The sequence below is a fragment of the Anoxybacillus suryakundensis genome (assembly GCF_001418025.1).
GTDB lineage: Bacteria > Bacillota > Bacilli > Bacillales > Anoxybacillaceae > Anoxybacillus > Anoxybacillus tengchongensis.
This window is the reverse complement of record NZ_LIOK01000017.1, coordinates 18,165-41,186: the sequence shown is the minus strand read 5'-3', so window position 1 is coordinate 41,186 and position 23,022 is coordinate 18,165. Positions and strand designations below refer to the sequence as shown.

General features: G+C 42.1%; 28 protein-coding genes. 12 read left to right on the top strand and 16 right to left on the bottom strand.

The genetic code is table 11. The features are described 5' to 3' along the window. Nucleotides 1–70: 70 nt before the first annotated feature. From rlmD to ASC42_RS11005, 5 genes are all read right to left on the bottom strand, one after another. The gene (gene rlmD / locus ASC42_RS11025) at nucleotides 71–1,432 is read right to left on the bottom strand and encodes a 23S rRNA (uracil(1939)-C(5))-methyltransferase RlmD (RefSeq protein WP_055441793.1); all 1,362 of its coding nucleotides are present in this window, start codon (nucleotides 1,430–1,432) and stop codon (nucleotides 71–73) included. An 11-nt stretch (nucleotides 1,433–1,443) separates the two neighbouring features. Continuing rightward, nucleotides 1,444–2,310: a DNA-3-methyladenine glycosylase family protein gene (locus ASC42_RS11020; RefSeq protein WP_055441792.1), complete on the bottom strand. Its 867-nt coding sequence runs from the start codon at nucleotides 2,308–2,310 to the stop codon at nucleotides 1,444–1,446. A gap of 56 nt (nucleotides 2,311–2,366) precedes the next feature. Continuing rightward, complete coding sequence (pdaA, locus tag ASC42_RS11015) at nucleotides 2,367–3,137, bottom strand: delta-lactam-biosynthetic de-N-acetylase (RefSeq protein WP_141653527.1); 771 nt, start codon at nucleotides 3,135–3,137, stop codon at nucleotides 2,367–2,369. Nucleotides 3,138–3,234: 97 nt separating this feature from the next. Then, nucleotides 3,235–4,758 (bottom strand): fumarate hydratase, encoded by a 1,524-nt coding sequence (locus ASC42_RS11010; protein WP_055441805.1) that lies wholly within the window; start codon nucleotides 4,756–4,758, stop codon nucleotides 3,235–3,237. A gap of 92 nt (nucleotides 4,759–4,850) precedes the next feature. Next, entirely contained in the window at nucleotides 4,851–5,045 is a 195-nt protein-coding gene (locus ASC42_RS11005) for an SE1561 family protein (RefSeq protein ID WP_032101026.1), read from the bottom strand. Nucleotides 5,046–5,158: 113 nt separating this feature from the next. Between ASC42_RS11005 and yfkAB the strand changes: the two genes are divergently transcribed. Continuing rightward, nucleotides 5,159–6,283 carry a radical SAM/CxCxxxxC motif protein YfkAB gene (yfkAB, locus tag ASC42_RS11000; protein WP_055441790.1) on the top strand — a complete coding sequence of 375 codons (1,125 nt, stop codon included), beginning with the start codon at nucleotides 5,159–5,161 and terminating at the stop codon, nucleotides 6,281–6,283. A 35-nt stretch (nucleotides 6,284–6,318) separates the two neighbouring features. Here yfkAB and ASC42_RS10995 read toward each other — a convergent pair whose 3' ends face one another. Then, nucleotides 6,319–7,095: a YfkD famly protein gene (locus ASC42_RS10995; protein WP_055441789.1), complete on the bottom strand. Its 777-nt coding sequence runs from the start codon at nucleotides 7,093–7,095 to the stop codon at nucleotides 6,319–6,321. 100 nt (nucleotides 7,096–7,195) lie between these two features. Beyond that, a complete protein-coding gene (gene cax, locus ASC42_RS10990; protein ID WP_055441788.1) occupies nucleotides 7,196–8,224 on the bottom strand; it encodes a calcium/proton exchanger in 1,029 nt (342 codons plus the stop codon). Nucleotides 8,225–8,384: 160 nt separating this feature from the next. On the opposite strand from cax, the gene ASC42_RS10985 reads away from it, so the two are divergent. Continuing rightward, nucleotides 8,385–9,557, top strand: coding sequence for an MFS transporter (locus ASC42_RS10985; protein WP_055441787.1), 1,173 nt, complete (start codon nucleotides 8,385–8,387; stop codon nucleotides 9,555–9,557). A gap of 65 nt (nucleotides 9,558–9,622) precedes the next feature. Then, on the top strand, nucleotides 9,623–9,769 hold the full coding sequence (locus ASC42_RS10980; protein WP_032101078.1) for a BH0509 family protein: 147 nt from the start codon (nucleotides 9,623–9,625) through the stop codon (nucleotides 9,767–9,769). A 206-nt stretch (nucleotides 9,770–9,975) separates the two neighbouring features. Here ASC42_RS10980 and ASC42_RS10975 read toward each other — a convergent pair whose 3' ends face one another. From ASC42_RS10975 to ASC42_RS10965, 3 genes are read right to left on the bottom strand one after another with little or no spacing between them, the layout of a single operon-like run. After that, complete coding sequence (locus ASC42_RS10975; RefSeq protein ID WP_055441786.1) at nucleotides 9,976–10,809, bottom strand: YihY/virulence factor BrkB family protein; 834 nt, start codon at nucleotides 10,807–10,809, stop codon at nucleotides 9,976–9,978. A gap of 20 nt (nucleotides 10,810–10,829) precedes the next feature. Next, on the bottom strand, nucleotides 10,830–11,093 hold the full coding sequence (locus tag ASC42_RS10970) for a hypothetical protein (protein WP_032101020.1): 264 nt from the start codon (nucleotides 11,091–11,093) through the stop codon (nucleotides 10,830–10,832). A gap of 13 nt (nucleotides 11,094–11,106) precedes the next feature. Then, the gene (locus ASC42_RS10965; RefSeq protein ID WP_055441785.1) at nucleotides 11,107–11,577 is read right to left on the bottom strand and encodes a low molecular weight protein-tyrosine-phosphatase; all 471 of its coding nucleotides are present in this window, start codon (nucleotides 11,575–11,577) and stop codon (nucleotides 11,107–11,109) included. Between the two features lie 57 nt (nucleotides 11,578–11,634). On the opposite strand from ASC42_RS10965, the gene ASC42_RS10960 reads away from it, so the two are divergent. Beyond that, nucleotides 11,635–11,853, top strand: coding sequence for a DUF1128 domain-containing protein (locus ASC42_RS10960; RefSeq protein ID WP_032101018.1), 219 nt, complete (start codon nucleotides 11,635–11,637; stop codon nucleotides 11,851–11,853). Here the strand turns inward: ASC42_RS10960 and ASC42_RS10955 are convergent. Then, the gene (locus ASC42_RS10955; RefSeq protein ID WP_055441783.1) at nucleotides 11,848–12,825 is read right to left on the bottom strand and encodes an HD-GYP domain-containing protein; all 978 of its coding nucleotides are present in this window, start codon (nucleotides 12,823–12,825) and stop codon (nucleotides 11,848–11,850) included. The two genes, ASC42_RS10960 and ASC42_RS10955, sit on opposite strands and share 6 nt — an antisense overlap. Before the next feature lie 181 nt (nucleotides 12,826–13,006). Here ASC42_RS10955 and ASC42_RS10950 point away from each other — a divergent pair, with 181 nt between their 5' ends. From ASC42_RS10950 to ASC42_RS10920, 7 genes are read left to right on the top strand one after another with little or no spacing between them, the layout of a single operon-like run. Then, entirely contained in the window at nucleotides 13,007–13,714 is a 708-nt protein-coding gene (locus ASC42_RS10950; RefSeq protein ID WP_055441782.1) for a phosphoadenylyl-sulfate reductase, read from the top strand. A 17-nt stretch (nucleotides 13,715–13,731) separates the two neighbouring features. Beyond that, nucleotides 13,732–14,778, top strand: coding sequence for a sulfate permease (locus tag ASC42_RS10945; RefSeq protein WP_082435725.1), 1,047 nt, complete (start codon nucleotides 13,732–13,734; stop codon nucleotides 14,776–14,778). 44 nt (nucleotides 14,779–14,822) lie between these two features. Then, nucleotides 14,823–15,899: a sulfate adenylyltransferase gene (sat, locus tag ASC42_RS10940; RefSeq protein WP_055441781.1), complete on the top strand. Its 1,077-nt coding sequence runs from the start codon at nucleotides 14,823–14,825 to the stop codon at nucleotides 15,897–15,899. Continuing rightward, nucleotides 15,899–16,486: an adenylyl-sulfate kinase gene (gene cysC / locus ASC42_RS10935; protein WP_055441780.1), complete on the top strand. Its 588-nt coding sequence runs from the start codon at nucleotides 15,899–15,901 to the stop codon at nucleotides 16,484–16,486. Before sat ends, cysC begins: the two co-directional genes overlap by 1 nt. Nucleotides 16,487–16,495: 9 nt before the next feature. Beyond that, nucleotides 16,496–17,269, top strand: coding sequence for a uroporphyrinogen-III C-methyltransferase (gene cobA / locus ASC42_RS10930; protein ID WP_055441779.1), 774 nt, complete (start codon nucleotides 16,496–16,498; stop codon nucleotides 17,267–17,269). A gap of 4 nt (nucleotides 17,270–17,273) precedes the next feature. Beyond that, complete coding sequence (locus tag ASC42_RS10925; protein WP_055441778.1) at nucleotides 17,274–17,981, top strand: sirohydrochlorin chelatase; 708 nt, start codon at nucleotides 17,274–17,276, stop codon at nucleotides 17,979–17,981. A 4-nt stretch (nucleotides 17,982–17,985) separates the two neighbouring features. Then, nucleotides 17,986–18,483 carry an NAD(P)-dependent oxidoreductase gene (locus tag ASC42_RS10920; RefSeq protein WP_055441777.1) on the top strand — a complete coding sequence of 166 codons (498 nt, stop codon included), beginning with the start codon at nucleotides 17,986–17,988 and terminating at the stop codon, nucleotides 18,481–18,483. Nucleotides 18,484–18,508: 25 nt separating this feature from the next. Here ASC42_RS10920 and ASC42_RS10915 read toward each other — a convergent pair whose 3' ends face one another. After that, nucleotides 18,509–19,240, bottom strand: a complete 732-nt coding sequence (locus ASC42_RS10915) for a DUF4397 domain-containing protein (RefSeq protein WP_245191197.1) — start codon at nucleotides 19,238–19,240, stop codon at nucleotides 18,509–18,511. 113 nt (nucleotides 19,241–19,353) lie between these two features. On the opposite strand from ASC42_RS10915, the gene ASC42_RS10910 reads away from it, so the two are divergent. After that, on the top strand, nucleotides 19,354–19,632 hold the full coding sequence (locus tag ASC42_RS10910) for an acylphosphatase (protein ID WP_032101009.1): 279 nt from the start codon (nucleotides 19,354–19,356) through the stop codon (nucleotides 19,630–19,632). 15 nt (nucleotides 19,633–19,647) lie between these two features. Here ASC42_RS10910 and ASC42_RS10905 read toward each other — a convergent pair whose 3' ends face one another. The 4 genes from ASC42_RS10905 to ASC42_RS10890 form a co-directional block, all read right to left on the bottom strand. Further along, nucleotides 19,648–19,794 (bottom strand): FeoB-associated Cys-rich membrane protein, encoded by a 147-nt coding sequence (locus ASC42_RS10905; protein WP_055441775.1) that lies wholly within the window; start codon nucleotides 19,792–19,794, stop codon nucleotides 19,648–19,650. A gap of 14 nt (nucleotides 19,795–19,808) precedes the next feature. Further along, nucleotides 19,809–21,812: a ferrous iron transport protein B gene (gene feoB / locus ASC42_RS10900; RefSeq protein WP_055441774.1), complete on the bottom strand. Its 2,004-nt coding sequence runs from the start codon at nucleotides 21,810–21,812 to the stop codon at nucleotides 19,809–19,811. Continuing rightward, the gene (locus ASC42_RS10895) at nucleotides 21,809–22,039 is read right to left on the bottom strand and encodes a FeoA family protein (protein ID WP_032101006.1); all 231 of its coding nucleotides are present in this window, start codon (nucleotides 22,037–22,039) and stop codon (nucleotides 21,809–21,811) included. The genes feoB and ASC42_RS10895 overlap by 4 nt, the downstream gene beginning before the upstream one ends. 97 nt (nucleotides 22,040–22,136) lie before the next feature. Then, nucleotides 22,137–22,853, bottom strand: a complete 717-nt coding sequence (locus tag ASC42_RS10890; RefSeq protein WP_055441773.1) for an arginase family protein — start codon at nucleotides 22,851–22,853, stop codon at nucleotides 22,137–22,139. Between the last annotated feature and the right edge of the window lie 169 nt (nucleotides 22,854–23,022).

Here is a 23,022-nt window from a genome sequence, read left to right as displayed (position 1 = left end):
ACCTTCATTTTTTGTGAATACTTTCATTCTACAAAAAAGACTTTCTTTTTTCTATGTCCATAAATAAGACTTACCCCCTCCTCACCAACTTCGCCACACTTTCCACATGTGCCGTATGTGGGAAAAGGTCAAACGGTTGAATGTATTCGACGCGATATTGTTTTGCAAGTGTGTCGATGTCTCGAGCGAGGCTGGATGGGTTACAGGAGACGTACACGATCGTTTTCGGTTTGACTTGTAACATCGTTTTTAATAAAGCGTTGTCGCAGCCTGTTCGCGGTGGGTCGACGACGATGACGTCTGGTTTCCAGCCTTCTTTCACCCATTTTGGCAGCAATACTTCCGCTTTTCCGACCGCATAGGTGACGTTTGTAAAGCCGTGGCGTTCGGCGTTTTGGCGTGCATCGTCAATCGCTTCTGGAATCGTATCCATGCCGCGCACTTCTTTCGCCTCACGAGCAAGCCATAGACCGATGGTGCCGACGCCGCAATACGCATCGACAACTCGTTCGTTTTTCGTGAGCGCAGCCGCTTTTTTTACTTCATCATATAGCTTCACCGTTTGAATCGGATTGAGCTGGAAAAAAGCGCGGGCGGATAGTTCAAACGATAAGTCGCCAAGCGCTTCTTGAATGTACGGTTCACCGGCAAGCACTATAGTTTCATCGCCAAAAATAAGCGACGTTTTTTGTCCGTTTATGTTTTGGGCAATCGATTTCACTTCTGGCAATCGACGTTTCACTTCAGCTACAAATAACTCTTTACGTGGCAATTCTTTTGTCGCTGTCACAATGACAAGTTGCACATCGCCTGTAAAAAACCCGACGCGCGCTACAATCGTGCGCACGACACCTGTTTTTTTTCGCTCGTGATAAATCGGAATGCGCAAATGTTGTAAAATTGTTTTCACGACCGTTGTGACACGGTTTGTAGCGTCATGTTGAATGAAACAGAGGTCGATATCAATGAGCTCGTGCGAGTTCATGCTGTAAAGTCCAGCGATGACGCGCCCTTTTTTCACTCCCACTTGAAATTGACTTTTGTTGCGATAGTGCCACGGGTCATCCATGCCAATCGTCGGACGAATATGAAGTTCTTCTACATTGAATCGACTATGGCGTTCTAGCGCTTGAATGACGATATCACGCTTTGCTTCTAATTGCGCATGGTAGTCTAAATGTTGCAGCTGGCAACCGCCACATTTGTCATATACAGGGCAAAGCGGTTTGACGCGGTGCGGTGAGCGTTTTCGAATGCGTACGATTTTTCCTTCGGCATACGTCGGATACACATTCATCGCTTGAACGACGACTTCTTCTCCCGGAAGCGCTCCTGGAACAAATACGACTTGTTTTTTAAAATAGCCGACACCTTCTCCGTTAATACCTAATCGTTTAATGGTGAGTGGAAATTGCTGTCCTTGTTGTAACATTGCCATCTCTCCTATTCAATACTTCTCCATAAATATAGCGACGCGTAGCTTAAATACGACCCCCAGCGCTTGCTTAATGCCTCCATCTGCGCCATTGAAGGTTTCGTTTCTAACGAAAGCAGTTTTTGTACGGCTCGCTGTAAGCCAATATCCGCTTTTGGAAACAAGTTCGGACGACCGAGCCCAAACAACAGGAAGTTTTGCACCGTCCACGGTCCGATGCCGCGCAACGGAAGCAAGGTGTCCATCACTTCTTTATCCGTTGCCTCCGCCAGCTTGTCTAGTGCTAATTTTCCTTCGGCAACGAGCCGCGAAATATCGATAATATATTCCGACTTTTTTTGGCTAAATTGCAACGCTTTCAGCTCATCGTACGATAAGCGGGCGATTTGTTCAGGGCGTGGGTAAAACCAAATTCCATCTATTTCACGCCCAAACGTTTTCACAAACCGCTCGGTCATTTTGTACGCCACTTTCATATGTAGCTGCTGATGAATAATGCATTTGATTAAGCAAAAATATAAATCCGGTTCTAACACAAGCGGCGTTCCTTCATGTTCACGGAAAATTTCCCGCAATTCCGTTTGCAAAAAATGCTCGTGAATCGGCAAAAGGGAGCGATCCCAATGCAATATGTGAAACAGACGGGATAATATTGCTTCTTTTAATTGTTCGTACTGCGCTTCAACAAGAAAAGCCGGTGCTTGTTTTGTTCCGATACTGCGAACGAAAACAGCAACCGGAGTTTCATTTATATAAAGCGGGATCACTAGCTGTTGCTTTTCTATGTCTACTTTGGCTAACGGGTCTTGCGCTAACCGCTCTAATACACGTGAAAAATCGTATGGAGCTTCTACTTCGATTCGTTGTTGCCACATGTCTATTCCTACCTTTTTTCCTTCTATTATAACGAAACAAATCCCTTTGCACATCGTCAAAGGGAAAAAAGCCAAGTAGGAACATTCATTTTTTGCAGCATGAAATCGTCTAAGCTTTTAAAAACATATCCTTCTTTTCGCAAATCGTCAACAATTTTGGCAAGCGCATCGGCATTATCTTTTGACACCGTATGCAGCAGTATGATGGCGCCCGGATGAATTTGTTTCATGACGTTATTGTAAGCATATGACCATCCCTTTTGATCGTGAACGTGCCAATCGACGAACGCTAATGACCAAAAAACATGATAATAGCCGAGTTCGCGCGCAACTGCAAGCGTCCGTTCGTCAAAAACGCCGCGCGGTGGACGCACATAGCGCATATGCTTTTGTCCCGTCAACAGCTCTGTTTTTTTTCTGACCATTTCAAGCTCCCCACGCAACTTTTCATCGCTAATTGTCGTTAAATCGGGGTGGTGCCACGAGTGGTTGCCGACAATATGCCCTTCATTGACCATGCGTTTGACTAAATCAGGGGCAGATTGTAAATAATGACCGGTCACGAAAAACGTCGCAGGAACTTTTTTTTGTTTCAGCACGTCTAAAATTTGGGCAGTATAGCCATTTTCATATCCGTTATCAAACGTTAAGTAAATATATTTTTTCGTCGGGTCGCCTAAATAAAATGCATCGTATTTGGCAAGTAGTTCATCTAACTGTTTTCCCGCAGCAGGGGGAATGTGATTTTCACTTCGCTTAAATCCCCATGATATTGCCTCTACTTGACTAAGCGGCAAACATAACAGGAAGAAAAAGAAAATAACCATTTTTTTCACTTCTTACACCTCCCAATTCCTTTCCATGATAGGTTGTGCAAAATGGGACATAAAAAATCCGCCTAGCTACTCGCTAGACGGATTTTCGTTAAAATACACGCTCTTTAAATTGGGCTAATTTTTCAAGCGATGATTTTTCGACGTCTTCGTGCAAGCTGTTGCCATGTGAATCCATCGTGACGACGGCTGTAAAGTCTTTTACACGCAAATGCCACATCGCTTCTGGAATACCAAATTCTAAAAAGTCGACACCTTCAACGGATTGAATGCAATCCGCATAATATTGAGCTGCACCGCCGATAGCGTTTAAGTACACGCCGCCATGTTCTTTTAACGCTGCCAATGTTTTTGCACCCATGCCGCCTTTTCCAATGACCGCGCGAATGCCGAACTTTTTCATAATTTCCCCTTGGTAAGGTTCTTCGCGAATGCTCGTCGTCGGACCAGCTGCTTTCACGTGCCATTTTCCGTTTTCATCTTTTAACATCACCGGTCCACAGTGATAAATGATTTGACCGTTTAAATTAACAGGAGCGTCATGATCCATTAAATGTTTATGAATCGCATCGCGGCCTGTATAAATCATGCCGTTAATGCGAACGACATCCCCTACTTTTAGCGAACGAATTTGTTCTTCTGTAATTGGCGCCTCAAGTACAACTTCGCGCGCTTCTCCTACAACCTCTGTTTCTTCTTGTTGGAAGTCAACGTCATCTCCTTCTTGATATAACCATTCTTGAATGTCACCTGTATGCGGATCAATGGTTACACCTAAGCGGCGGAACGCCCAACAGTTGTATGCGACAGAAACGAAAAAGCTTGCCGGAATGCGGTGCATGACGCCAATTTTACAGCCGAGTAGCGTCGTTTCTCCGCCAAATCCCATCGTGCCGATGCCGAGTTTATTCGCTGCTTCCATAATGTATTCTTCTAATTTGCGCAAATCTTCGTTCGGGTTCACATCGTCAACAGGGCGGAATAGCTGCTCCTTTGCTAAGTCGTATCCAGCAGAACGGTCGCCACCGATACCAACGCCAATAAATCCCGCGCTACAGCCTTGTCCTTGCGCTTGATATACCGCATGTAAAACACATTTGCGAATGCCATCTAAATCGCGTCCTGCGCGACCAAGCCCTTCTAATTCACAAGGCAAGCTATATTGAATGTTTTTATTTTCACAGCCGCCACCTTTTAAAATTAAACGAACATCAATATAGTCTTTCTCCCATTGCTCAAATTTCATGACAGGCAGTCCAATTCCTAAATTATCACCGCTATTTTCCCCTGTTAACGAATCAACCGAATTTGGACGCAATTTGCCGTCTTTCGTTGCTTGAGCGATCGCTCGACGAATCGCCTCTTTCATCTCCATTTGGTTGACACCTACAGGCACTTTAATTTTAAATGTCGGCAAACCTGTATCTTGGCAAATTGGCGATACATTTTCATCTGCCATTTGAATGTTTTGCACGATCGTCGCGAGCGACATTGCTGCTCTCGTTCCTGCGTTTTCACGTAACTTTGCTTTCGCAATGGCACGTCGTACATCTTTTGGCAACTTCGTTGACGTTTCGACGATCAGCTTGTACATACTCTCTTGAAACTTTTCCATCACCATGCCCCTTCCCCTTTGCTCAATATGTAACAATTTTTTGAATTCTCCACTTGTATTATACATCTTTTTCAAATATGAAAAAAAGTCGCCTAGCGACTTTTTTCCCAATCTTTTTTAAACCGCTCGTATTTCATTTCTAAGTCGTCAATCATTTGAATGAGCCGGTCGATGTCTTCTAATTCAGCTGTTTCCGGATCAAGCGCCTCAAGCACTTCAAGAAACATATTTAAGCGCGTTTTTAAATAGGATAGTTGTAGATTTTCATCTGATACTGCGTTGCCCAACGTCGTCACCTCGCTTTTTCTTTATCGTACACGATCGAAACATCATTGACAACGATTCACTTCACTTTGCATAATTATCGTTAGTCCGATTTTAAAATAAAAGGAGCTTGGTTATGGGAACTTTATTACGTCAAGCGATCACCCCTACATTTGATCCGTGGGAAGCATATATGGATGTTGAACAGTACGGAAGCATGCAGTTGACGAATATCGAGTTTACGACAACGACGCTTTGCAATATGCGTTGTGAGCATTGCGCCGTCGGTTATACGTTACGCACAAAAGATCCTGAGGCGCTTCCGCTTGAACTTCTTCTTCGCCGCCTCGATGAAATTCCGTATTTGCGCTCGTTAAGCATTACAGGTGGCGAGCCGATGCTTTCACTTAAGTCTGTCGAACAATACGTCGTGCCGTTGTTAAAATACGCGCATGAGCGTGGCGTACGCACACAAATTAACTCCAACTTAACGCTCGATTTAGAACGATACGAAAAAATTATTCCTTATTTAGACGTTTTGCATATTTCGCATAACTGGGGCACAATTGATGATTTCGTTGAAGGTGGCTTTGCAATGATGGAAAAAAAACCAACCGTCGCACAGCGTGAACGTTATTTTATACGCATGATCGAAAATGCACGTGCCATTTCGAAAACGGGCGTCATCGTATCTGCAGAAACGATGTTAAATAAACGGACGCGTCCACATTTAGAAACGATTCATCGCCAAATTGTAAACGAAATGGGTTGTAAACGCCACGAAGTACATCCGATGTATCCGAGCGACTTCGCTAGTAGCCTAGAAACATTAACATTAGATGAACTGCGCGAAACGATTCATCATTTGCTTGATATACGAGATGAAAATGTTTGGATGTTATTCGGTACGTTACCATTTTATCCATGTAGTGACAACGAAGAAGATTTAGCTCTCTTAAAACGCTTATATGCAAGTAAAAATGTTACAGTACGAAACGATCCAGATGGACGTTCAAGGCTAAATGTCAACATCTTTACTGGTGACATTATTGTTACTGATTTCGGTGATGAACCGACGCTCGGAAACATTCAAACCGACTCGCTTCTTTCTGCTTATGACAAATGGATGAAATCCGATTTAGCAAAATCGCTAAACTGCCATTGTCCGTCCGTCAAATGTTTAGGACCAAACGTGCTTGTAAAAAACCGTTATTATCCGAATGTCGATTTTACAACAAGAAAAACAAAAATTGAGCGATAAAAGAGCTTGTCGAACATCTCGACAAGCTTCTCTTGTCATCGTGGTACGTCGCTTGCGACAAAAGCGAATGAGATCCGGTCTTGTACAGGAATCCAGGCACCGATGCCTTGCGATGTGACGTTTTTCACGACAATGCTTTTTTTCTTGCCTTTTAAGACGATATATACTTCCCCGTATGTCACTTTCCCTTTTTCATTGACCGCAGGGGCATAGGCATATAAGTATCCTAATTTTTTCGGTGGGACGTTATATGCTTGCTCTTTTTTTGTTCCCATGCCGATCCACGTGCTAAAAGAAAGTGGCAAGTTTGTCTTTTTCATCGCTGTTAAAAGCATCATTTTTTTCACATCTTCTTCATTCGGAATGCTTGCGGTTAATCCGCCCCGAACTTGTTTTTGCATCTCTTGCCGATAAGTTAGCCGCACCGTTGTTTTTCCGCCCCGATTGTCAATAAAGTTTGTATTCACTTTTTGATACTCCCAATTTGTCGATGTTTCTGTCGATTCATAATTTAGCGGCCACTGTCCTAAATAAATCGTCGCTTCATAACCGATCGCAAACGGTGTGCTTGAAATCGACGATTCGTTTAAAAGACGAATTAATTCCGGATTTTCAATTTTAACATTCGCCGACTGAAGCAGTTGCTTAGCTAGTTCGCTTGGTTGCAAATACGGTAAGTTTTGCGTCGGATTTGGATACGTATTTTCTTTTGAAATATCGATGACCGATGATGGAAGTTTGACCGTCGCTTCACTAATCGTTGGCATACATAAGAAAACGAACATGATGCTTAAAGCAAACCATCTTTTCATGCGCAGACTCCTTTCTTTTTGCGTCGTTCATCGTTATTTTTTTCAAAAGTGAACAATTTATCCTCTTTACAAAAAAAATCCGTCAGCCATTCCTGACGGATTACAGCAAATAAAATCCGATTCCCATAATCATATATGCTCCAAGCAATGTCGCTCCTTCAAACCAGTTCGTATCTCCATCGTTAGAAAGCACAATTGTTAACAATACCGCTGTCACCATTGCAACAAGTTCTGGGAGTGTAAAGACGAGCGCCATTTTCGTTGGAAACAAAAGTGATATAAGTACTAAAACAGGTGCAACAAACATCGCAATTTGAAGCGTTGAGCCGACAGCAATTTCAACAGCGACGTTCATTTTATTTTTATATGCCATAATAATGGCGGAAGCATGTTCAGCGGCATTTCCGACAATCGCGACAATAATGACACCAATAAACAATTCGCTCCAACCAAATGAATGAGCAACGACTTCAAACGTATGAACTAAGCTTTCTGATACATATGCGACAGCTACAGTAGCAAGCGCTAAAATAAGCATCGCTTTTCCTTTTGACCATTCGGGCTCTTCATGTTCTTCCACATCTTCTTTATGTTGATATACACCGCGATGCGTAACGAGTTTAAAATATAACGCTGCTAAGTAAAGAGCAATCATAATGACTGAAATGCCTACGCTTAACGACAGCGTCTTTTGTTCATTCATCGTCATCGAAAATACTTCTGGGATAACGAAAGCAACTAAAATAGCAAATTTTAGTAAACCTGAATTATGACGCGCATCATATACGTTAAATGATTGTCGTTTATATTTCAGACCGCCAACAAAAAACGATAATCCTGCCACAAGCAATAAGTTGCCAAGCACGGAACCCGTCAACGACGCCAACACGACACTCACTAAGCCAGCTTTGAGCGCAAAAATGGATATAATCAATTCTACTGCATTGCCAAATGTCGCATTTAACAAACCGCCAATGCGTGGCCCAGCTACGATAGCTAAGCTTTCTGTCGCTCGTCCCATATAACTAGCGAGCGCAATAATTGTGACACAATAAACGACAAACATCGGCGTTGCAGGCCAATGAAGCAAACTTCCTGCAACAGAAAGCGGCACACCAATCGTCGTCAATAAAAAAAGATGCGTTCCATCGAATCGTCCCCTTTTTCATTTGTGGAATATTAACCATATTTTACACAAACTCATTTCCGTTTTCATCTTTCTTTTTTATTGCTTCTTTTCATCAAACATTTTAACATCGAACATAGTGAACACGTTACAGGAGGAAACTATGCGACAACGTCACTTTTTCATTTTAGTTAGCATTGTCATGATTTCAGGTCTTTCTCAAGGACTATTGTTGCCTCTTATTTCTGTCATTTTTGAGCAGAGCGGTGTGCATTCCTCGCTTAGTGGCATACATGCGACAGCGATGTATATCGGAGTTCTAATCGTTTCTCCATTTTTAGAACGTCCGCTTCGTCGCTACGGATTTAAACGTTTCATTATGATCGGCGGGGCGATCGTCATCGTTTCTTTAGCGATGTTTCCGATGTCATCATCGCTATCGTTTTGGTTTGTCCTTCGTTTGTTAATCGGAATTGGCGATCATATTCTTCATTTCGGTTCGCAAACGTGGATTACATATGCCTCCCCTATTCATCGACGCGGTCGCAACATTTCGTTGTATGGTTTATCGTTTGGCGTTGGTTTTATGATCGGACCGCTTCTCGTTCCGCTCGTTCACATGCACGAAGCGTTACCGTTTATCGTTTCATCATTGCTTAGCTTATGTGGATGGATATTATTATTTTTCCTACCACATACGTATCCACAAACGAGCGAGGCCGAGAAAATCGGAGCAGTTCGCTTTTTTCATGCTTGGAAACAAGCATGGCCCGCATTGTTGTTGCCGTTTGGCTATGGCTTTTTAGAGGCATCACTTCATAGCATGTTTCCTGTGTATGCGTTGCGACACGGCCTAAACATTGAGACGGTCGCCATGATACTTCCAGCGTTTGCGCTTGGCGGGATCGCTTTTCAACTTCCGCTCGGCACGTTAAGCGATCGTTTTTCACGAAAAACGATCATTGTCGTTTCGTTAACCATTGGAGCCATTTGTTTTATGATTGCACAGTGGCTCACTTCCCCTGTGCAACTGACAACAACCTTTTTTATCGCTGGCATGTTTGTCGGTTCGCTTTTTTCACTAGGCATGGCGTATATGACAGACTTATTGCCAAAATCGCTTCTTCCTGTCGGCAACATTTTGTGCGGAATGTTATACAGCGTTGGCAGCATATGTGGCCCTGCCATTGGCGGTGTTGTACTACAACATCAAGACCAACTATTTTTCATTAGCGTCAGCTGTCTTCTACTTCTTTTATTATTTGCACAACGCCCGTTCACAAAATTTTCGAAATATTTTTCTGAAAAAAACGAAAAAAACATTGACGCTTTTTAACCCTCTGTTATATAATACAATTAAACAAAACAAACTGTTTTAAAACAGAGGGGAGAGCGATGATAATGAGCAGAGAAGAAAGAAAAAATATGATTGAATTTATTACAAAATTGCGCAGCTTTAATCAAGAACAACTCATCTATATGACAGATGCAGAAATCGAGCATATTTACAACCAAACATACTACCATTACGAAGAAATCGCAGAATGAAGAGGGATGTGCAACACATCCCTCTTCTTTTTAATGGTATCCGTTTTGTCCGTTTGCGCTACTGCTTGTTTTATGTTTCGGACGACTTTTTCCTTTTTGCTTTGTGCCGCCGTCTTTTTTCGTTTTTTTCGTCACATATATGCCCCCTTCATAACCGCCTTCACTTTTAATGTGGTTTGCACAACTTTTTTTATGTGAGGAAATGACTACCGCATGCGCATTTTCCCTTCTCGTTTACAACAAAAAATGGCATTCAACTCTCCGCCTAATACAATCATCATTCCTGATAAATAAAACCAAACCATCAATGCAATAATGCCACCGAGGCTACCATACATGGCGGAATAGTTACCAAATTGGTTCACATAGTAAGAAAAAGCAAGCGAAACAATCATCCAACCAACCGTCGCAAATAGTGATCCACTCCACACGTCACGAAATCGAACATATTTGCTCGGCGCAAAAACGTATAACACAGAAAGGACAAAAAATAAAATGACAAAGCTCACAAACCAACGAATTGTTTCCCATACGTGCAAAAACACGTCGGAGAACCCAAACGATGAAAAAAGAAATGTGCCAATCATTTTACCGAATACAGGAAAAACAAGGGCGACGATAATGACAAAAATCATCGCAAATGTAAGTAAAATTGAAACGCCACGCGAAACGAAAAAAGAACGCGTTTCTTTCACATCGTATGCACGGTTTAAAGCGCGAATAATGGCCGACATGCCATTTGATGCAGCCCACACCGTTGCGAGAACGCTAAAGGACAACCATTTTCCACTTTGCGATTCCATCAGCTGTTTCACGTTTGTCTCGATTAAATGTGCCGTTTCGCTTGGGGCATATTGACTTAAAAAGGCGATCACATCTTCATGTGGAATCGGCAAATACGATAAAAATGTCAATAGAAACAGTAAAAATGGAAATAAAGAAAGCAAAAAGAAATATGCCAACTCAGCGGATAAGTCAAAAACTTCATCTTCATCAAACCGTTTCATTAGTTCGCGAACAACAGAAAAGCTGATAACCATCTTTCTCACCACCTCGCTCCTTATGTGGAGCGTTTGCGAATTAGCTCTCCAATCCACTCCATCACTTGCGGTGTTGTTTCTTTTACTTCACTTAGTTTATTCACAATAAACTGCAAATCATTCATCATTTCGTCCACATGTTGTCTCGTTTGATGAACGGTCTCTTTTATTTCTTCTACGCTATCCATCCACTCACGACACGTTTCTTTAACGAATTGTCTTGTTTTTTTATCAGCTAACAACAAAGCTATGCCTGCTAATGCAATCCATTTCCCCTTCCCCATCGCTGTTACCTCCTTATAACGAATGATCCCGTTTTATTCGCTCCAATATATGCTTACATCCTTCTTCGACTAATTCGTACACCTCTTCAAAATTTCCTGTAAAGTACGGATCAGGGACATCGTCTATACGACGGTTTGGCACAAAATCCATAAAACGGGCAATCATAGCTTGTGACGGATCGCCGACAAGGCGACGAAGGTGAGCGATATTGTCGCTATCCATGCCAATGATATAATCAAATGTATGGAAATCTTCCTTTGAAATTTGACGTGCTTTTAACCCTGTAAAATCAATTTGTTTTTCCTTTAAAATGCGCTGAGTCCCATGATGTGGTGGTTTCCCCACATGCCAATTTCCTGTTCCTGCCGAATCAACGGAAATGACTTGATCAAGCCCCTCCTGTTTTACAAGATGACGAAATACAGCTTCCGCCATCGGAGAACGACAAATATTTCCTAAACAAACGAATAGTACGCGAATCATTTCACTTCACCTCACATATAAAACAATGATACAATGAACGAAATTACTCATGAAAGGATGACGAATGTGCATTTATCGGTTGAACAAATGATCGAGCAAATAAAAGAAAAGTTAAAAGTATTAAATTTTGATGCCATTAAACCAGACCATTTTGATGAACAACTATACGACGAATTAAAAGATATATACGATATGGTGATGAGAAAGCAATCATTTAGTCCAAGCGAAATGCAAGCGATCGCTGAAGAGCTTGGAAACTTGCGAAAAAAATTATAAAATTGTTTGTCCGACAATGAGTAGCGACGGATGATCTGCCAGCGCAATTTCTTCATGCGTATCCGTATATCGTATATATGGACGTTGCATATGTTCAATAATTTTTGTCACGATGGCGTTTCTTCCGTCGCTCATTTTCACCATCGTCCCTGGTAAATATGCAGGAATCGTCTCAACGAATAGCCGTACAAGCTGCTGGCTATAACGAATGCCGCTTCGTGCCATAATAATTTCCAAAGCTTCGTGCGGTGGCACAAATTCAACCGAAATTAAGTTTTCATATTCATCGGCGATGGCACAAATTTGAGCGTACAAATGAATGCTTGTTTCTGTTAACCCGCGCGGCGTACCCGAACCATTCACATGTTCGTGATGTTGGTATGCTACATGCGCACATAACAAACTTAGTTCACGTTCCTTCCGTAAATATTCAAATCCTTTGACCGTATGATGTTCTTCTCCTTCTAGCGCTTTCCCAATGTCATGAAGCAACGCGCCAAGCGCTAAATCGCGCAGCTGCAAATCGTTACAATTCATCTTTTTTCCTAGCTGCAACGACAATAACGCAACGTTCACCGCATGGGCATACGGCTGTACCTCCATGGCGATGGATGTTGCAGGAATAACGGCTAACACTTTTCTTTTTTTCACTTCATCAACGAGTTTTACCGCTAGTTTAAACAACGAACGAAGCGGTAATTCTTCTCCCTTTCGTACAGCATCAAACGCTTGCTGAACAACTTCAATCGCATCCATCCACGATGGCATATCGAGCAACTCTTCCAACGTGATCCCTTCGGATACCGCATCTTCTACAAATACGTAACAAATATCCATCTGTTTTAGTCGTTCAACATATTTTGGATGAATTTTTCTTCCTGCTGCTAATAACACGCGACGATGGCGATCATAAATCGGGCGTGCCAATTCCATCGTTCGTTCATCGTATTCTTCTAATAAAATGAGTCGCAAACATATTCCACTCCCTTCAACGTCTCCCATACAAACAGTATAATCATGTTTTTTTTCATTTGCCATGACGTTTTATAAAAAATAAATTCCGATAGAAAAACTAGGATTGACATTCGGGTGAATTGTGTTAAAATTTAAAACAATCAAACATTATAGGTGGTATGGGAAAGGAAGATAACACATGATTACGTATGAAACATGGGATAGTGAACAAAAACCTACTTTTCCAATAGATAATGACGAAAAAGGGGCATTACACGTGCTCACATGGGCTTATGAACATTACGGTAAAGACCTTTTATATGCGTGCAGTTTCGGGATCGAAGGGATCGTGTTAATCGATCTTATTTCCCAAGTGCGTGACGATGCTGAAATTGTGTTTCTCGATACAAACTTACATTTTTCTGAAACGTATGAAACAATCGAACGCGTAAAAGAGGCATACCCACGTTTACGTATTCATTTACAAACACCTACGTTATCGCTTGAGGAACAAGAACAACAATTCGGCGCTGAACTTTGGAAAATGAATCCAAACAAATGTTGTGAACTAAGAAAAATTATCCCCCTTCGTCAAGCGATGGCAGAAAAAAAAGCATGGATTTCGGGACTGCGCCGTGAGCAATCGCCAACGCGACAACATGTTGAATTCATTAATCTCGATAAAAAGTTTCACAACATTAAAGTTTGCCCGCTTATTCATTGGACATGGAAAGACGTTTGGCGCTACGTGCATCGCCACAATCTTTCTTACAATCCGCTTCATGATCGCGGATATCCAAGCATCGGTTGTGCACCATGTACATCCCCCGCCTATACGGAAGAAGATTTACGTTCTGGCCGATGGGCTGGGCTAGGGAAAACAGAATGCGGCTTGCATGAGTCGTAAACAAAGGGGGGAATGCGTTGGTTACAGTGGCTTTTATTATCGCTTTTTTCTTTGCGATGAACATTGGAGGAAGCGGTGCTGCGGCAACAATGGGTGCTGCTTACGGATCAGGCACATTGTCAAATAAGCGAATCGCCCTATTCATATGTGCCGTTGCCATTTTTCTCGGCAGCTTAAGCGGAGGAGAAGTCGTTAAGACGATCGGTTCCGGCATTGTTCCTACATCGATTTTGAAAACAGATCTTGTCGTCATCGTTTTAGCAGCAGCAACCATTTCGTTATTCGCCGCGAACGTGCTCGGCATTCCGTTATCAACAAGCGAAATTACAGTCGGAGCGGTCGTTGGCGCAGGCATTGCGTACCAAAGTTTGTACATCAGCAAGCTTCTCTGGATCGTATCATTTTGGCTCATTACACCACTTGCTGCGTTTTCTTTCGCTTTTTTCATTAGCAAATGGCTAAAAGGAAAAACATTGAAACAAAACAAATGGGTCGGCTTTTTACTTATTATCGCTGGATTTTTTGAGGCATTTTCGGCAGGAATGAACAATGTTGCCAACGCCGTCGGTCCTCTCGTTGGAGCCGGTTTATTATCTGTCAAACATGGCATCATTTTTGGCGGGTTGTTCGTTGCACTTGGGGCGCTTTTACTTGGAAGTCGCGTGTTAGAGACGAACGGAAAAAAAATTACAACCTTCTCTCAATTGGAAGGATGTGTTATTTCAGGAATCGGGGCAACGCTCGTTATCGTTTCATCTATTTTTGGTCTCCCCGTTCCGTTAACACAAATTACGACATCAGCCATTATCGGTATCGGCACAACGAAAAGCGGTTTTTCGATTTGGCAAAAACAAATTGTTATTCAAGTGTTGAAAGTATGGGTAGTCTCTCCTATTTTTTCCTTAGCAGTTTCATATAGTTTAATTAAATTATTGCTTCATAGCGATGTTTACACAGCAATTGCAATCGTTAGCGTTTGCTTCGCCACACTCGGCACGATTAGTTTAAAAAAGACGATTACAGAGGAACGTCGTTCATTTCACGAGCATGGTGGCGGCATTTAATCCTAGTTATTTTATAAGTATAATAAGTTTAGGGGGCATAAAAAATGAAACAAATTGTATTAAGTAAAGCAGAATTAAGTGACCTTGAATTACTTGCGATTGGTGGCTATGCACCGCTTACTGGTTTTTTAGGAAAAGACGATTATGAGTCAGTTGTTGAAACGATGCGGCTAAAAAGCGGAGCCATCTGGAGCATCCCTATTACACTTGCGGTAACCGAACAACAAGCGAAACAGCTGTCGCTCGGGGATGAAGTCGAGCTCGTTTTTAATCAAACGGTATACGGCACAATAGAAGTGCAAGATATATATCGACCAGATAAACGAAAAGAAGCGCTGCTTGTTTACCAGACGGAAGATTTGGCACACCCTGGCGTCAAAAAATTATTTGAAAAACCAAATGTATATGTTGCTGGACGTGTGGCGCTCGTACGTGAAACAGACAAAGGAGTTTTTTCGCCATTCTTTTTCACCCCTAAAGAAACAAAACAACGATTTGCAGAGCTTGGTTGGAAAACAATCGTTGGATTTCAAACACGCAATCCGGTTCATCGTGCTCATGAATACATTCAAAAATGCGCACTTGAAATTGTCGATGGTCTTTATTTAAATCCTCTCGTTGGCGAAACAAAAGATGACGACATCCCTGCAGACATTCGTCTAAAAAGTTATCAAGTATTGCTCGAACATTATTATCCAAGAGATCGTGTCTTTCTTGGAGTATTTACAGCTGCCATGCGTTATGCCGGGCCACGTGAAGCCATCTTTCACGCACTCGTACGTAAAAACTTCGGCTGCACACATTTTATTGTCGGTCGCGATCACGCGGGAGTTGGCAACTATTACGGCACATACGATGCCCAAAAAATTTTCTTGCAGTTTACAAACGAAGAACTCGGCATTACTCCTCTCTTTTTCGAGCATAGCTTTTACTGCACAAAATGCGAAGCGATGGCGTCAACAAAAACGTGCCCGCATGATGCGACAGCTCATATCGTCCTTTCCGGCACAAAAGTACGAGAGATGTTGCGCGCTGGTGACATGCCGCCAAGTACATTTAGCCGACCTGAAGTGGTGCGTGTGCTCATGGATGGTTTACAAACGGTCGGAGGTGGGCGATGATGAACATTATTTGGCATAAAGAAAGTATAACAAAAGAAGATCGCCGAAAGAAAAATAACCATCATAGTTTTGTCCTTTGGTTTACGGGATTATCAGGATCCGGGAAATCCACGTTAGCAAACGCTGTCGCGAAAACGTTGTTTGAACAAAATATTCACTGTTACGTACTTGATGGGGATAACGTGCGTCACGGTTTAAATAGCGACTTAGGTTTCTCTGCGAAGGATCGCACCGAAAATATTCGTCGCATTGGCGAAGTCGCGAAATTGTTTGTAGATAGCGGTCAAATCGTGCTCACGGCCTTTATTTCTCCTTTCCGCCAAGATCGCCAACTCGTTCGTAGTAAACTCGAACAAGATGAATTTGTTGAAGTTTATGTCCGCTGTCCACTTGAAACGTGCGAACAACGCGATCCAAAAGGATTGTATAAAAAAGCACGAAATGGGGAAATTCGCGACTTCACCGGCATTGACTCACCATATGAGCCACCGTTGTCGCCAGATGTTGTCGTCGATACAGATCAATATTCAATTGACCAATGCGTTCAACAAATCATTTCTTACTTAAAAAATAAACAATGGATTTAGGTGAAGACAATGGGAAAAGTATATTTAGTCGGCGCTGGTCCTGGGGATCCTGAACTTATTACGGTAAAAGGATTAAGATGTATTCAACAAGCAGATGTCATTTTATATGACCGCCTTATTAACGAACAGCTTTTATCGTTTGCGAAACATGATGCCGATTTAATTTATTGTGGGAAGCTACCAAATTACCATACAATGAAACAAGAGACGATTCATCATTTTTTAGTCAAGTATGCAAAAAAAGGTAAAATTGTAACAAGATTAAAAGGTGGAGATCCTTTTCTATTCGGACGTGGCGGTGAAGAAGCACAAGCGCTTATGAAACACGACATCCCTTTTGAAATCGTTCCGGGTGTCACATCCGGTATTGCTGTTCCAGCGTATGCTGGAATCCCTGTGACTCATCGTGATTTTAGCGGAAGCGTTGCATTTGTCACAGGTCATCGCCGAATCGACGCCACAGACGCCGTACAATGGGAACATTTAGCGAAAGGCGTAGATACACTCGTCATTTATATGGGTGTTAAACATCTTTCATCGATTTGTAAACAGTTACAGCGATACGGAAAACGACCGCAAACTCCTGTTGCGATTATTCAATGGGGAACGCTCCCTGAACAAAAAACAGTTGTAGCAACGTTACAGACGATTGTAGATGTTGTAAAGAAACAGCCGATCTCGAATCCGAGTATCATTATTGTCGGAGAAGTTGTTCAGCTACATGAGCACCTGCAATGGTTTGAAACGATGTTAGAAGAAAAAATGGTACATGGAATGAGGTAACGTTATGAAAGCTGTATTATATATTTGTCATGGAAGTCGTTCAGTAGAAGGGCAAAAAGAGGCGATCGCTTTTGTTGAACGCCTCTCCTCTTCAATTTCAATACCGATTCAACATGTATGCTTTTTAGAATTATGTGAACCGAATATTGTCACAGGAGTGGAACGTTGTGTTCGCGACGGAGCAACAACGATCTTAGCTGTTCCGCTTTTACTATTGTCAGCGAATCATGCCAAACGCGACATTCCGTATGAATTAGAAAAAGCAAAAGAGATGTTTCCTTCTGTGAAGATTACATACGGAAAGCCATTCGGTGTACAATATGATATCGTTTCTGCTCTGTCCGCGACGATCGAACAGGCTGATGCCATTGTACTCGTTGGTCGCGGAAGTAGCGATACTGAGGCACAAGCGGATTTTAGACAGATCGCACATTTACTACAACATGAGACAAACATCACTGTATATCCGTGCTATTTAGCGGCTGCCTTCCCTTCTTTTTCCGACGTTATCACTTCGCTTGCTCAAACAACAAAGCGTAAGCGAGTGGCTGTTGTTCCGTACATTTTATTTTTTGGCCAGTTGCTTGACTACATTCATCAGACGTTGCAAGCAAACCAAACGAGCGAAGTGTCGTTTACGTTGTATCCTCCTATTCGAACATACGATGTTTTAGATCGCCTCGTTGAAAAACAAGTGAAGGAATGGGGATGAAAATATGCTCCCTTTTTTCGTACGCATGACAGGGAAAAAAGTTGTTATTGCTGGCGGGGGACAGATTGCGTATCGCCGCCTTCTCCCTCTTTTACATGAGGGAGCTTATATTACTGTCATTAGCCCAGAAGCGATCGATGCCATTGTTCATTTAGCCGAACAAAAACGAATTACGTGGCACCCCCGTCCCATTGAGCCAACCGATTATAGCGATGCTTTTTTGATTATTGCGGCGACAAACGACCCGCATGTCAATGAGCAAATCGCTACATATGCATCACCAAACCAACTTGTCAACGTAGCGAGCAACCATCTTCTCGGCAACGTTCATATTCCTGCATCTTTTTCGCGCGGAAGATTACAAATTGCCGTTACGACAGGTGGCGCAAACCCTGCACTAGCTAAACAAATTAAAAAACAACTCGAACAACAATTTGATGAATCGTTTGCTAAGTATGTAGACAAACAATACAAACAGCGCCAACAACGAAAAAAGCCTTGATCATTTCGATCAAAGCTCTTTTTGTTTACGACTCTAATACTATCACTTCTAATGAAGGAGTGCGGGATACGTAACCGACGGCAACGACCGTATAAGACTTATTTGGTTGGAAGCGCACATTGGGAATCGATAAAACCACTTGATTTGTTCCTGCGACCCGCACATCGACATGTAATTTTTCGTTGACTGGCGCCTCAATGTAATCGGTCACTTTTCCAAATGCAGCATGGCGAAATAGCACATCGCCATTGCGCAACGCAATATCTACCGGTGGGGCATCTGGGGAAAAGTGAGCAAAACGCACTTTCGCTTTTCCATACGGCGCATATGGTTGGTCGAGCATAGAAAGAAGTTGTAAACGATGCACATCACCGATCACCGCAAGCGTATACGTCGTTTTCGGCAATATTTGAATCGTTTGACTAAGAACTGGAGACGCCGTATGCCCTGCTGGATACACATCGATGCGATGCTCTCCTTTTGGCACTTTCATATATTGACTTAGTTGTTTATATCTCATATTTCGTAATATTTTTTGCCCATTGACATATACATCAACCGCAGGAGCATTAGGCGATGCATGAAATAAACGAACTCGTCCGGCGTCATCATCTCTATCTTCTTCGCGTGACTTCACGACTTTTTCTACATACTCCATATGTTTTCGCATATACTTTTCATACTGATCCCAATCTTTATATTGATAATAACGCGCCAACAAATCATACATAACTGCTTTTTGAATGTAACGATCCATTTCGTTCACAATCGTTCCTCCCTCGTAAATCTTTTTACGTATTCAACGTATGCAATACAAGGTAGGCTGTTGTATGATTTTTATAGAAAATTTTTAGCGAAGGAGATAAATAGATGGTCGTTCGTTATTCCATTGTTGTGCACGGTCGCGTACAAGGTGTAGGATTTCGTTACTTCGCCCAATATGAAGCAAGAAAACAAGGGTTAACTGGCTGGATAAAAAATTGTGAGGCTAACCATATGATCGAAATGGAAGTTCAAGGGGAAGTGGAGAAGGTTGAAGTGTTTGTTGATCAAATAAAACAAGGACCCCCGTTTGCGCATGTGGAACGCATAGAACAATACGCCATCCCTACCATCTCTCATGAGACAACGTTTCGCATAATATACTGAAAAAGCTGACCGAGGTCAGCTTTTTTCATGGCAACTAGTGCTGCACGAGCCTTTGACAGAACAAGCGGCACATGTACCACGTTTACTTTTTTGAATAAAACGAAAAATCGTCCATCCTGCATATCCGAAAATGATTGATCCAATGACAACATTTGCAATCATATATATCCCTTCCTTTAGAAGCCGAATAAGCCTCCGACTTGGTAAATGACAAACGAAACAATATATGCGAGCACGAGCGCATAACCAATCGAAAACATCGTCCATTTTCGTGAACCTGTTTCTTTATAAATCGTTGCGACAGTTGCTAAGCATGGGACATACAGTAAAACGAACACCATAAAACTAAACGCTGATAGCGGAGTAAAGTGCGTTGCCATCAACCCTTGGAGCGATTCGACATCCGGTACATGATAAATAATGTTCATCGTTGATACAACGACTTCTTTTGCTAAAAATCCAGTTAGTAGCGCCGCACCTGCTTGCCACGTTCCAAATCCAAGCGGAGCAAGAAGCGGTGCAAGTACACCACCAATTAATGCTAAAAAGCTGTCGTCCATATTTACGTTCATACCGTTCGGACCTGCATACGATAATAACCAAATAGCAACGGAACCACCAAAAATAAACGTCCCTGCTTTTTTGACGAATCCTTTCCCTTTATCCCACGTGCTACGCCATAGCGCTTGCCATTGCGGCATACGGTATGGCGGTAATTCAACAACAAATACGGACGCTTCTTCTTTTAAAATTGTCAATGAAAATAGTTTCGCAAGTATAAGTGCAAGTGAAACACCAAGAATGTATAAAGAAAGAACGACAAGCGCCTGATTTGCCGCAAAAAACGCACCGACAAACAAAGCATATACCGGCAAACGGGCCGAACAAGACATGAGCGGCGTTAACAACATTGTCACTAGACGCTCTCGCGGCTGTTCGATCGTTCGCGCCGCCATGACACCTGGAACATTGCAACCAAATCCAATAATGAGTGGAATAAACGCTTTTCCGTTCAATCCAACTGCTTCCATTAGTCGATCCATGACAAGCGCTACGCGCGCCATATACCCTGAATCTTCTAAAAATGAAATAAAGAAAAATAAAATAAAAATTTGCGGAACAAACACAAGTACACCGCCTACTCCTGCAATCACGCCGTCAACAACGAGCGCACGAATAAATTCAGAAGCGCCGATCGATTCTAACAGCGCTGTCACCGAATCGGTTAATGGCCCAGCGAAAAAGGCATCAAGCAAATCGGAAAGCGGTGCTCCGAGCCAATCAAATGTAAGTTGAAATAAAATATACATAGCTAATAAAAAAAGCGGAATACCGATATATTTATTCGTTACAACTGCATCGATGCGATCTGTCAGCGTTACTTGTCCGATTTCTGTGCGTTGCACAACTTGTTCGATGACCTCTTTTACAAATGAACGTCGTTTTTCATAAATAAACTGAGCAAGCGACATTTGTTCCGCATGCTGAACTTCTTTTTCTGCTTGTTCATATAATGAACGCCATGTTGCCTCTGGCCATTTTTCTGCAACATAATCACGGACGTAGCTATTTCCTTCATAAAATTGAATGGCTAACCAGCGAACTGGGAATTGTTCCTCTGTGCCCCATGACGCGATAAATCGTTCGATCGCTCGTTCCATCGCCTCACCGTAAAAAAGGGTGAAAAGCTCTGTTTGCTCTGCTACTTTTTCAAGTAGCGTGCGCTCTACTTTATCACATCCTTTTCCTGTTCGGGCAATGACAGGAACAACGGGGACGCGTAACGCTTCAGCCAATTTTGTTTGATCAATGAATATGCCTCGTCTTTCTGCCACATCTACCATATTTAAAGCAATCACCAACGGTTTCCCGAATTCTAATAACTGCACAGTTAACAATAAATTTCGTTCCAATTGCGACGCATCGACAATATTTAAAATTTTATCGAATGACTCGGTCAGTAAAAATTGCGTCACGACACGCTCATCGCGAGAAAGTGGATGAAGCGAATATACGCCGGGCAAATCAATCATTTTTGCTTTTTTGCTGCGCAAAACACCCACTTTTTTTTCAACGGTAACGCCACTCCAGTTTCCCACATACTCGTACGTTCCTGTTAATTGATTAAACAATGAGGTTTTCCCTGTATTTGGGTTACCTACAAGAGCAATATGCATCATAACGGCTTCACCTGAATGTTCATCGCCTCATGACGGCGGATGCCGACACATTGTCCACAATTTTCAATCATAAATGGGCCACCAAGCGGCATTGTACATTTCAAACAAATTTCTGCCCCTTCTGTTACCCCCATATCTAACAATCTCCTTTTTACTAAATCGCTTACTTGCGATAAATCAACAATTTTTGCACGTTCCCCAACTCGTAATTGCGTCATCGCAACCATACGTAATCCCCCAATTAATAATGATAACCTTTTTCATTAATCATTATAGTACGAGTAAACAAAAACATCTATCTTTTTTTATTGTGTTCACAAAATATTACGATGCGGAGGACACAGGCATATGTTTGAAACATGCACGTATAATCATTTCATTCGCTTTTTCATTTTTTGCGCCAAACAAACGATCTTCACCACATATGTCAACACCGAGCACATGCTTAAATCGGAAAAGGTAGTCAACGTAAGTGATAAGTGAGCGTAGCGACATTGTCCCTTGATCCCAATTTGTTTGTGCATCTTGAGGGCGAAGCACATCTTTATCAATGCTAATGTATATATGTTTTGTCGGAATCGCGCGCACAATCGTCATTGGCGCGTACATGAAATTGCTTTTTGGAAAGATCGTAACATGTGAAAATGTTTGTGAAGTTGCAGAACCGATGATGACAACATGTTTTAATGTCGGAACGTGTTTTTGAGCATATAATACCCATGAGCCACATGAAAGAAGTGGAAACAACGTTTGCTCGTTCATGTCTGTATGATGATCAAACAATACGAGCGTAAACGGCTCACGAAACTGCTTAAGTAATGCATATGAAACGTAATGATAGTTCCCGCTTCCGATCAACGTTATCCCTCTTGTATGACGGCATGCTAGTCGTTTTTCAATTTCTTGCATCGCACCGTCATCGCAATATAAGTTCGTTCCTTTAATGTCATCCATCTCGATCCATTCATGAGGAAAATGAAGAAGATTTCTTTGCCACGTATAGGTATAATCGAAGTTTAAAAACGTTACACTTGGATGCATACTTCCCCCCACCCTCGTGCAAGTTTTTTCTTCAATCAAATTATACAAACATCCTAATCATACGTACAACGATGTTTTTCGTGAAATAATTCACATATTCGTCAAAAAACAAATACTAGTACCCCTTTATCTATATATGTTCTTGTGATACAATTCACAATATAAGGAG

What these genes read in the sequence shown, in the direction of transcription:
- pdaA (WP_141653527.1), bottom strand. Translation starts at nt 3,137, where the DNA reads ATGGTTATTTTCTTTTTCTTCCTGTTATGTTTGCCGCTTAGTCAAGTA.
- ASC42_RS10950 (WP_055441782.1), top strand. Translation starts at nt 13,007, where the DNA reads ATGATTACGTATGAAACATGGGATAGTGAACAAAAACCTACTTTTCCA.
- ASC42_RS10995 (WP_055441789.1), bottom strand. Translation starts at nt 7,095, where the DNA reads ATGAAAAGATGGTTTGCTTTAAGCATCATGTTCGTTTTCTTATGTATG.
- ASC42_RS10985 (WP_055441787.1), top strand. Translation starts at nt 8,385, where the DNA reads ATGCGACAACGTCACTTTTTCATTTTAGTTAGCATTGTCATGATTTCA.
- ASC42_RS10975 (WP_055441786.1), bottom strand. Translation starts at nt 10,809, where the DNA reads ATGGTTATCAGCTTTTCTGTTGTTCGCGAACTAATGAAACGGTTTGAT.
- ASC42_RS10905 (WP_055441775.1), bottom strand. Translation starts at nt 19,794, where the DNA reads ATGATTGCAAATGTTGTCATTGGATCAATCATTTTCGGATATGCAGGA.
- ASC42_RS10965 (WP_055441785.1), bottom strand. Translation starts at nt 11,577, where the DNA reads ATGATTCGCGTACTATTCGTTTGTTTAGGAAATATTTGTCGTTCTCCG.
- ASC42_RS10910 (WP_032101009.1), top strand. Translation starts at nt 19,354, where the DNA reads ATGGTCGTTCGTTATTCCATTGTTGTGCACGGTCGCGTACAAGGTGTA.
- ASC42_RS11020 (WP_055441792.1), bottom strand. Translation starts at nt 2,310, where the DNA reads ATGTGGCAACAACGAATCGAAGTAGAAGCTCCATACGATTTTTCACGT.
- ASC42_RS10895 (WP_032101006.1), bottom strand. Translation starts at nt 22,039, where the DNA reads ATGGTTGCGATGACGCAATTACGAGTTGGGGAACGTGCAAAAATTGTT.
- cysC (WP_055441780.1), top strand. Translation starts at nt 15,899, where the DNA reads ATGAACATTATTTGGCATAAAGAAAGTATAACAAAAGAAGATCGCCGA.
- ASC42_RS10890 (WP_055441773.1), bottom strand. Translation starts at nt 22,853, where the DNA reads ATGCATCCAAGTGTAACGTTTTTAAACTTCGATTATACCTATACGTGG.
- yfkAB (WP_055441790.1), top strand. Translation starts at nt 5,159, where the DNA reads ATGGGAACTTTATTACGTCAAGCGATCACCCCTACATTTGATCCGTGG.
- sat (WP_055441781.1), top strand. Translation starts at nt 14,823, where the DNA reads ATGAAACAAATTGTATTAAGTAAAGCAGAATTAAGTGACCTTGAATTA.
- rlmD (WP_055441793.1), bottom strand. Translation starts at nt 1,432, where the DNA reads ATGTTACAACAAGGACAGCAATTTCCACTCACCATTAAACGATTAGGT.
- feoB (WP_055441774.1), bottom strand. Translation starts at nt 21,812, where the DNA reads ATGATGCATATTGCTCTTGTAGGTAACCCAAATACAGGGAAAACCTCA.
- ASC42_RS11010 (WP_055441805.1), bottom strand. Translation starts at nt 4,758, where the DNA reads ATGGAAAAGTTTCAAGAGAGTATGTACAAGCTGATCGTCGAAACGTCA.
- ASC42_RS10970 (WP_032101020.1), bottom strand. Translation starts at nt 11,093, where the DNA reads ATGGGGAAGGGGAAATGGATTGCATTAGCAGGCATAGCTTTGTTGTTA.
- ASC42_RS10980 (WP_032101078.1), top strand. Translation starts at nt 9,623, where the DNA reads ATGAGCAGAGAAGAAAGAAAAAATATGATTGAATTTATTACAAAATTG.
- ASC42_RS10920 (WP_055441777.1), top strand. Translation starts at nt 17,986, where the DNA reads ATGCTCCCTTTTTTCGTACGCATGACAGGGAAAAAAGTTGTTATTGCT.
- ASC42_RS10960 (WP_032101018.1), top strand. Translation starts at nt 11,635, where the DNA reads ATGACGAATGTGCATTTATCGGTTGAACAAATGATCGAGCAAATAAAA.
- ASC42_RS10925 (WP_055441778.1), top strand. Translation starts at nt 17,274, where the DNA reads ATGAAAGCTGTATTATATATTTGTCATGGAAGTCGTTCAGTAGAAGGG.
- ASC42_RS10915 (WP_245191197.1), bottom strand. Translation starts at nt 19,240, where the DNA reads ATGGATCGTTACATTCAAAAAGCAGTTATGTATGATTTGTTGGCGCGT.
- cobA (WP_055441779.1), top strand. Translation starts at nt 16,496, where the DNA reads ATGGGAAAAGTATATTTAGTCGGCGCTGGTCCTGGGGATCCTGAACTT.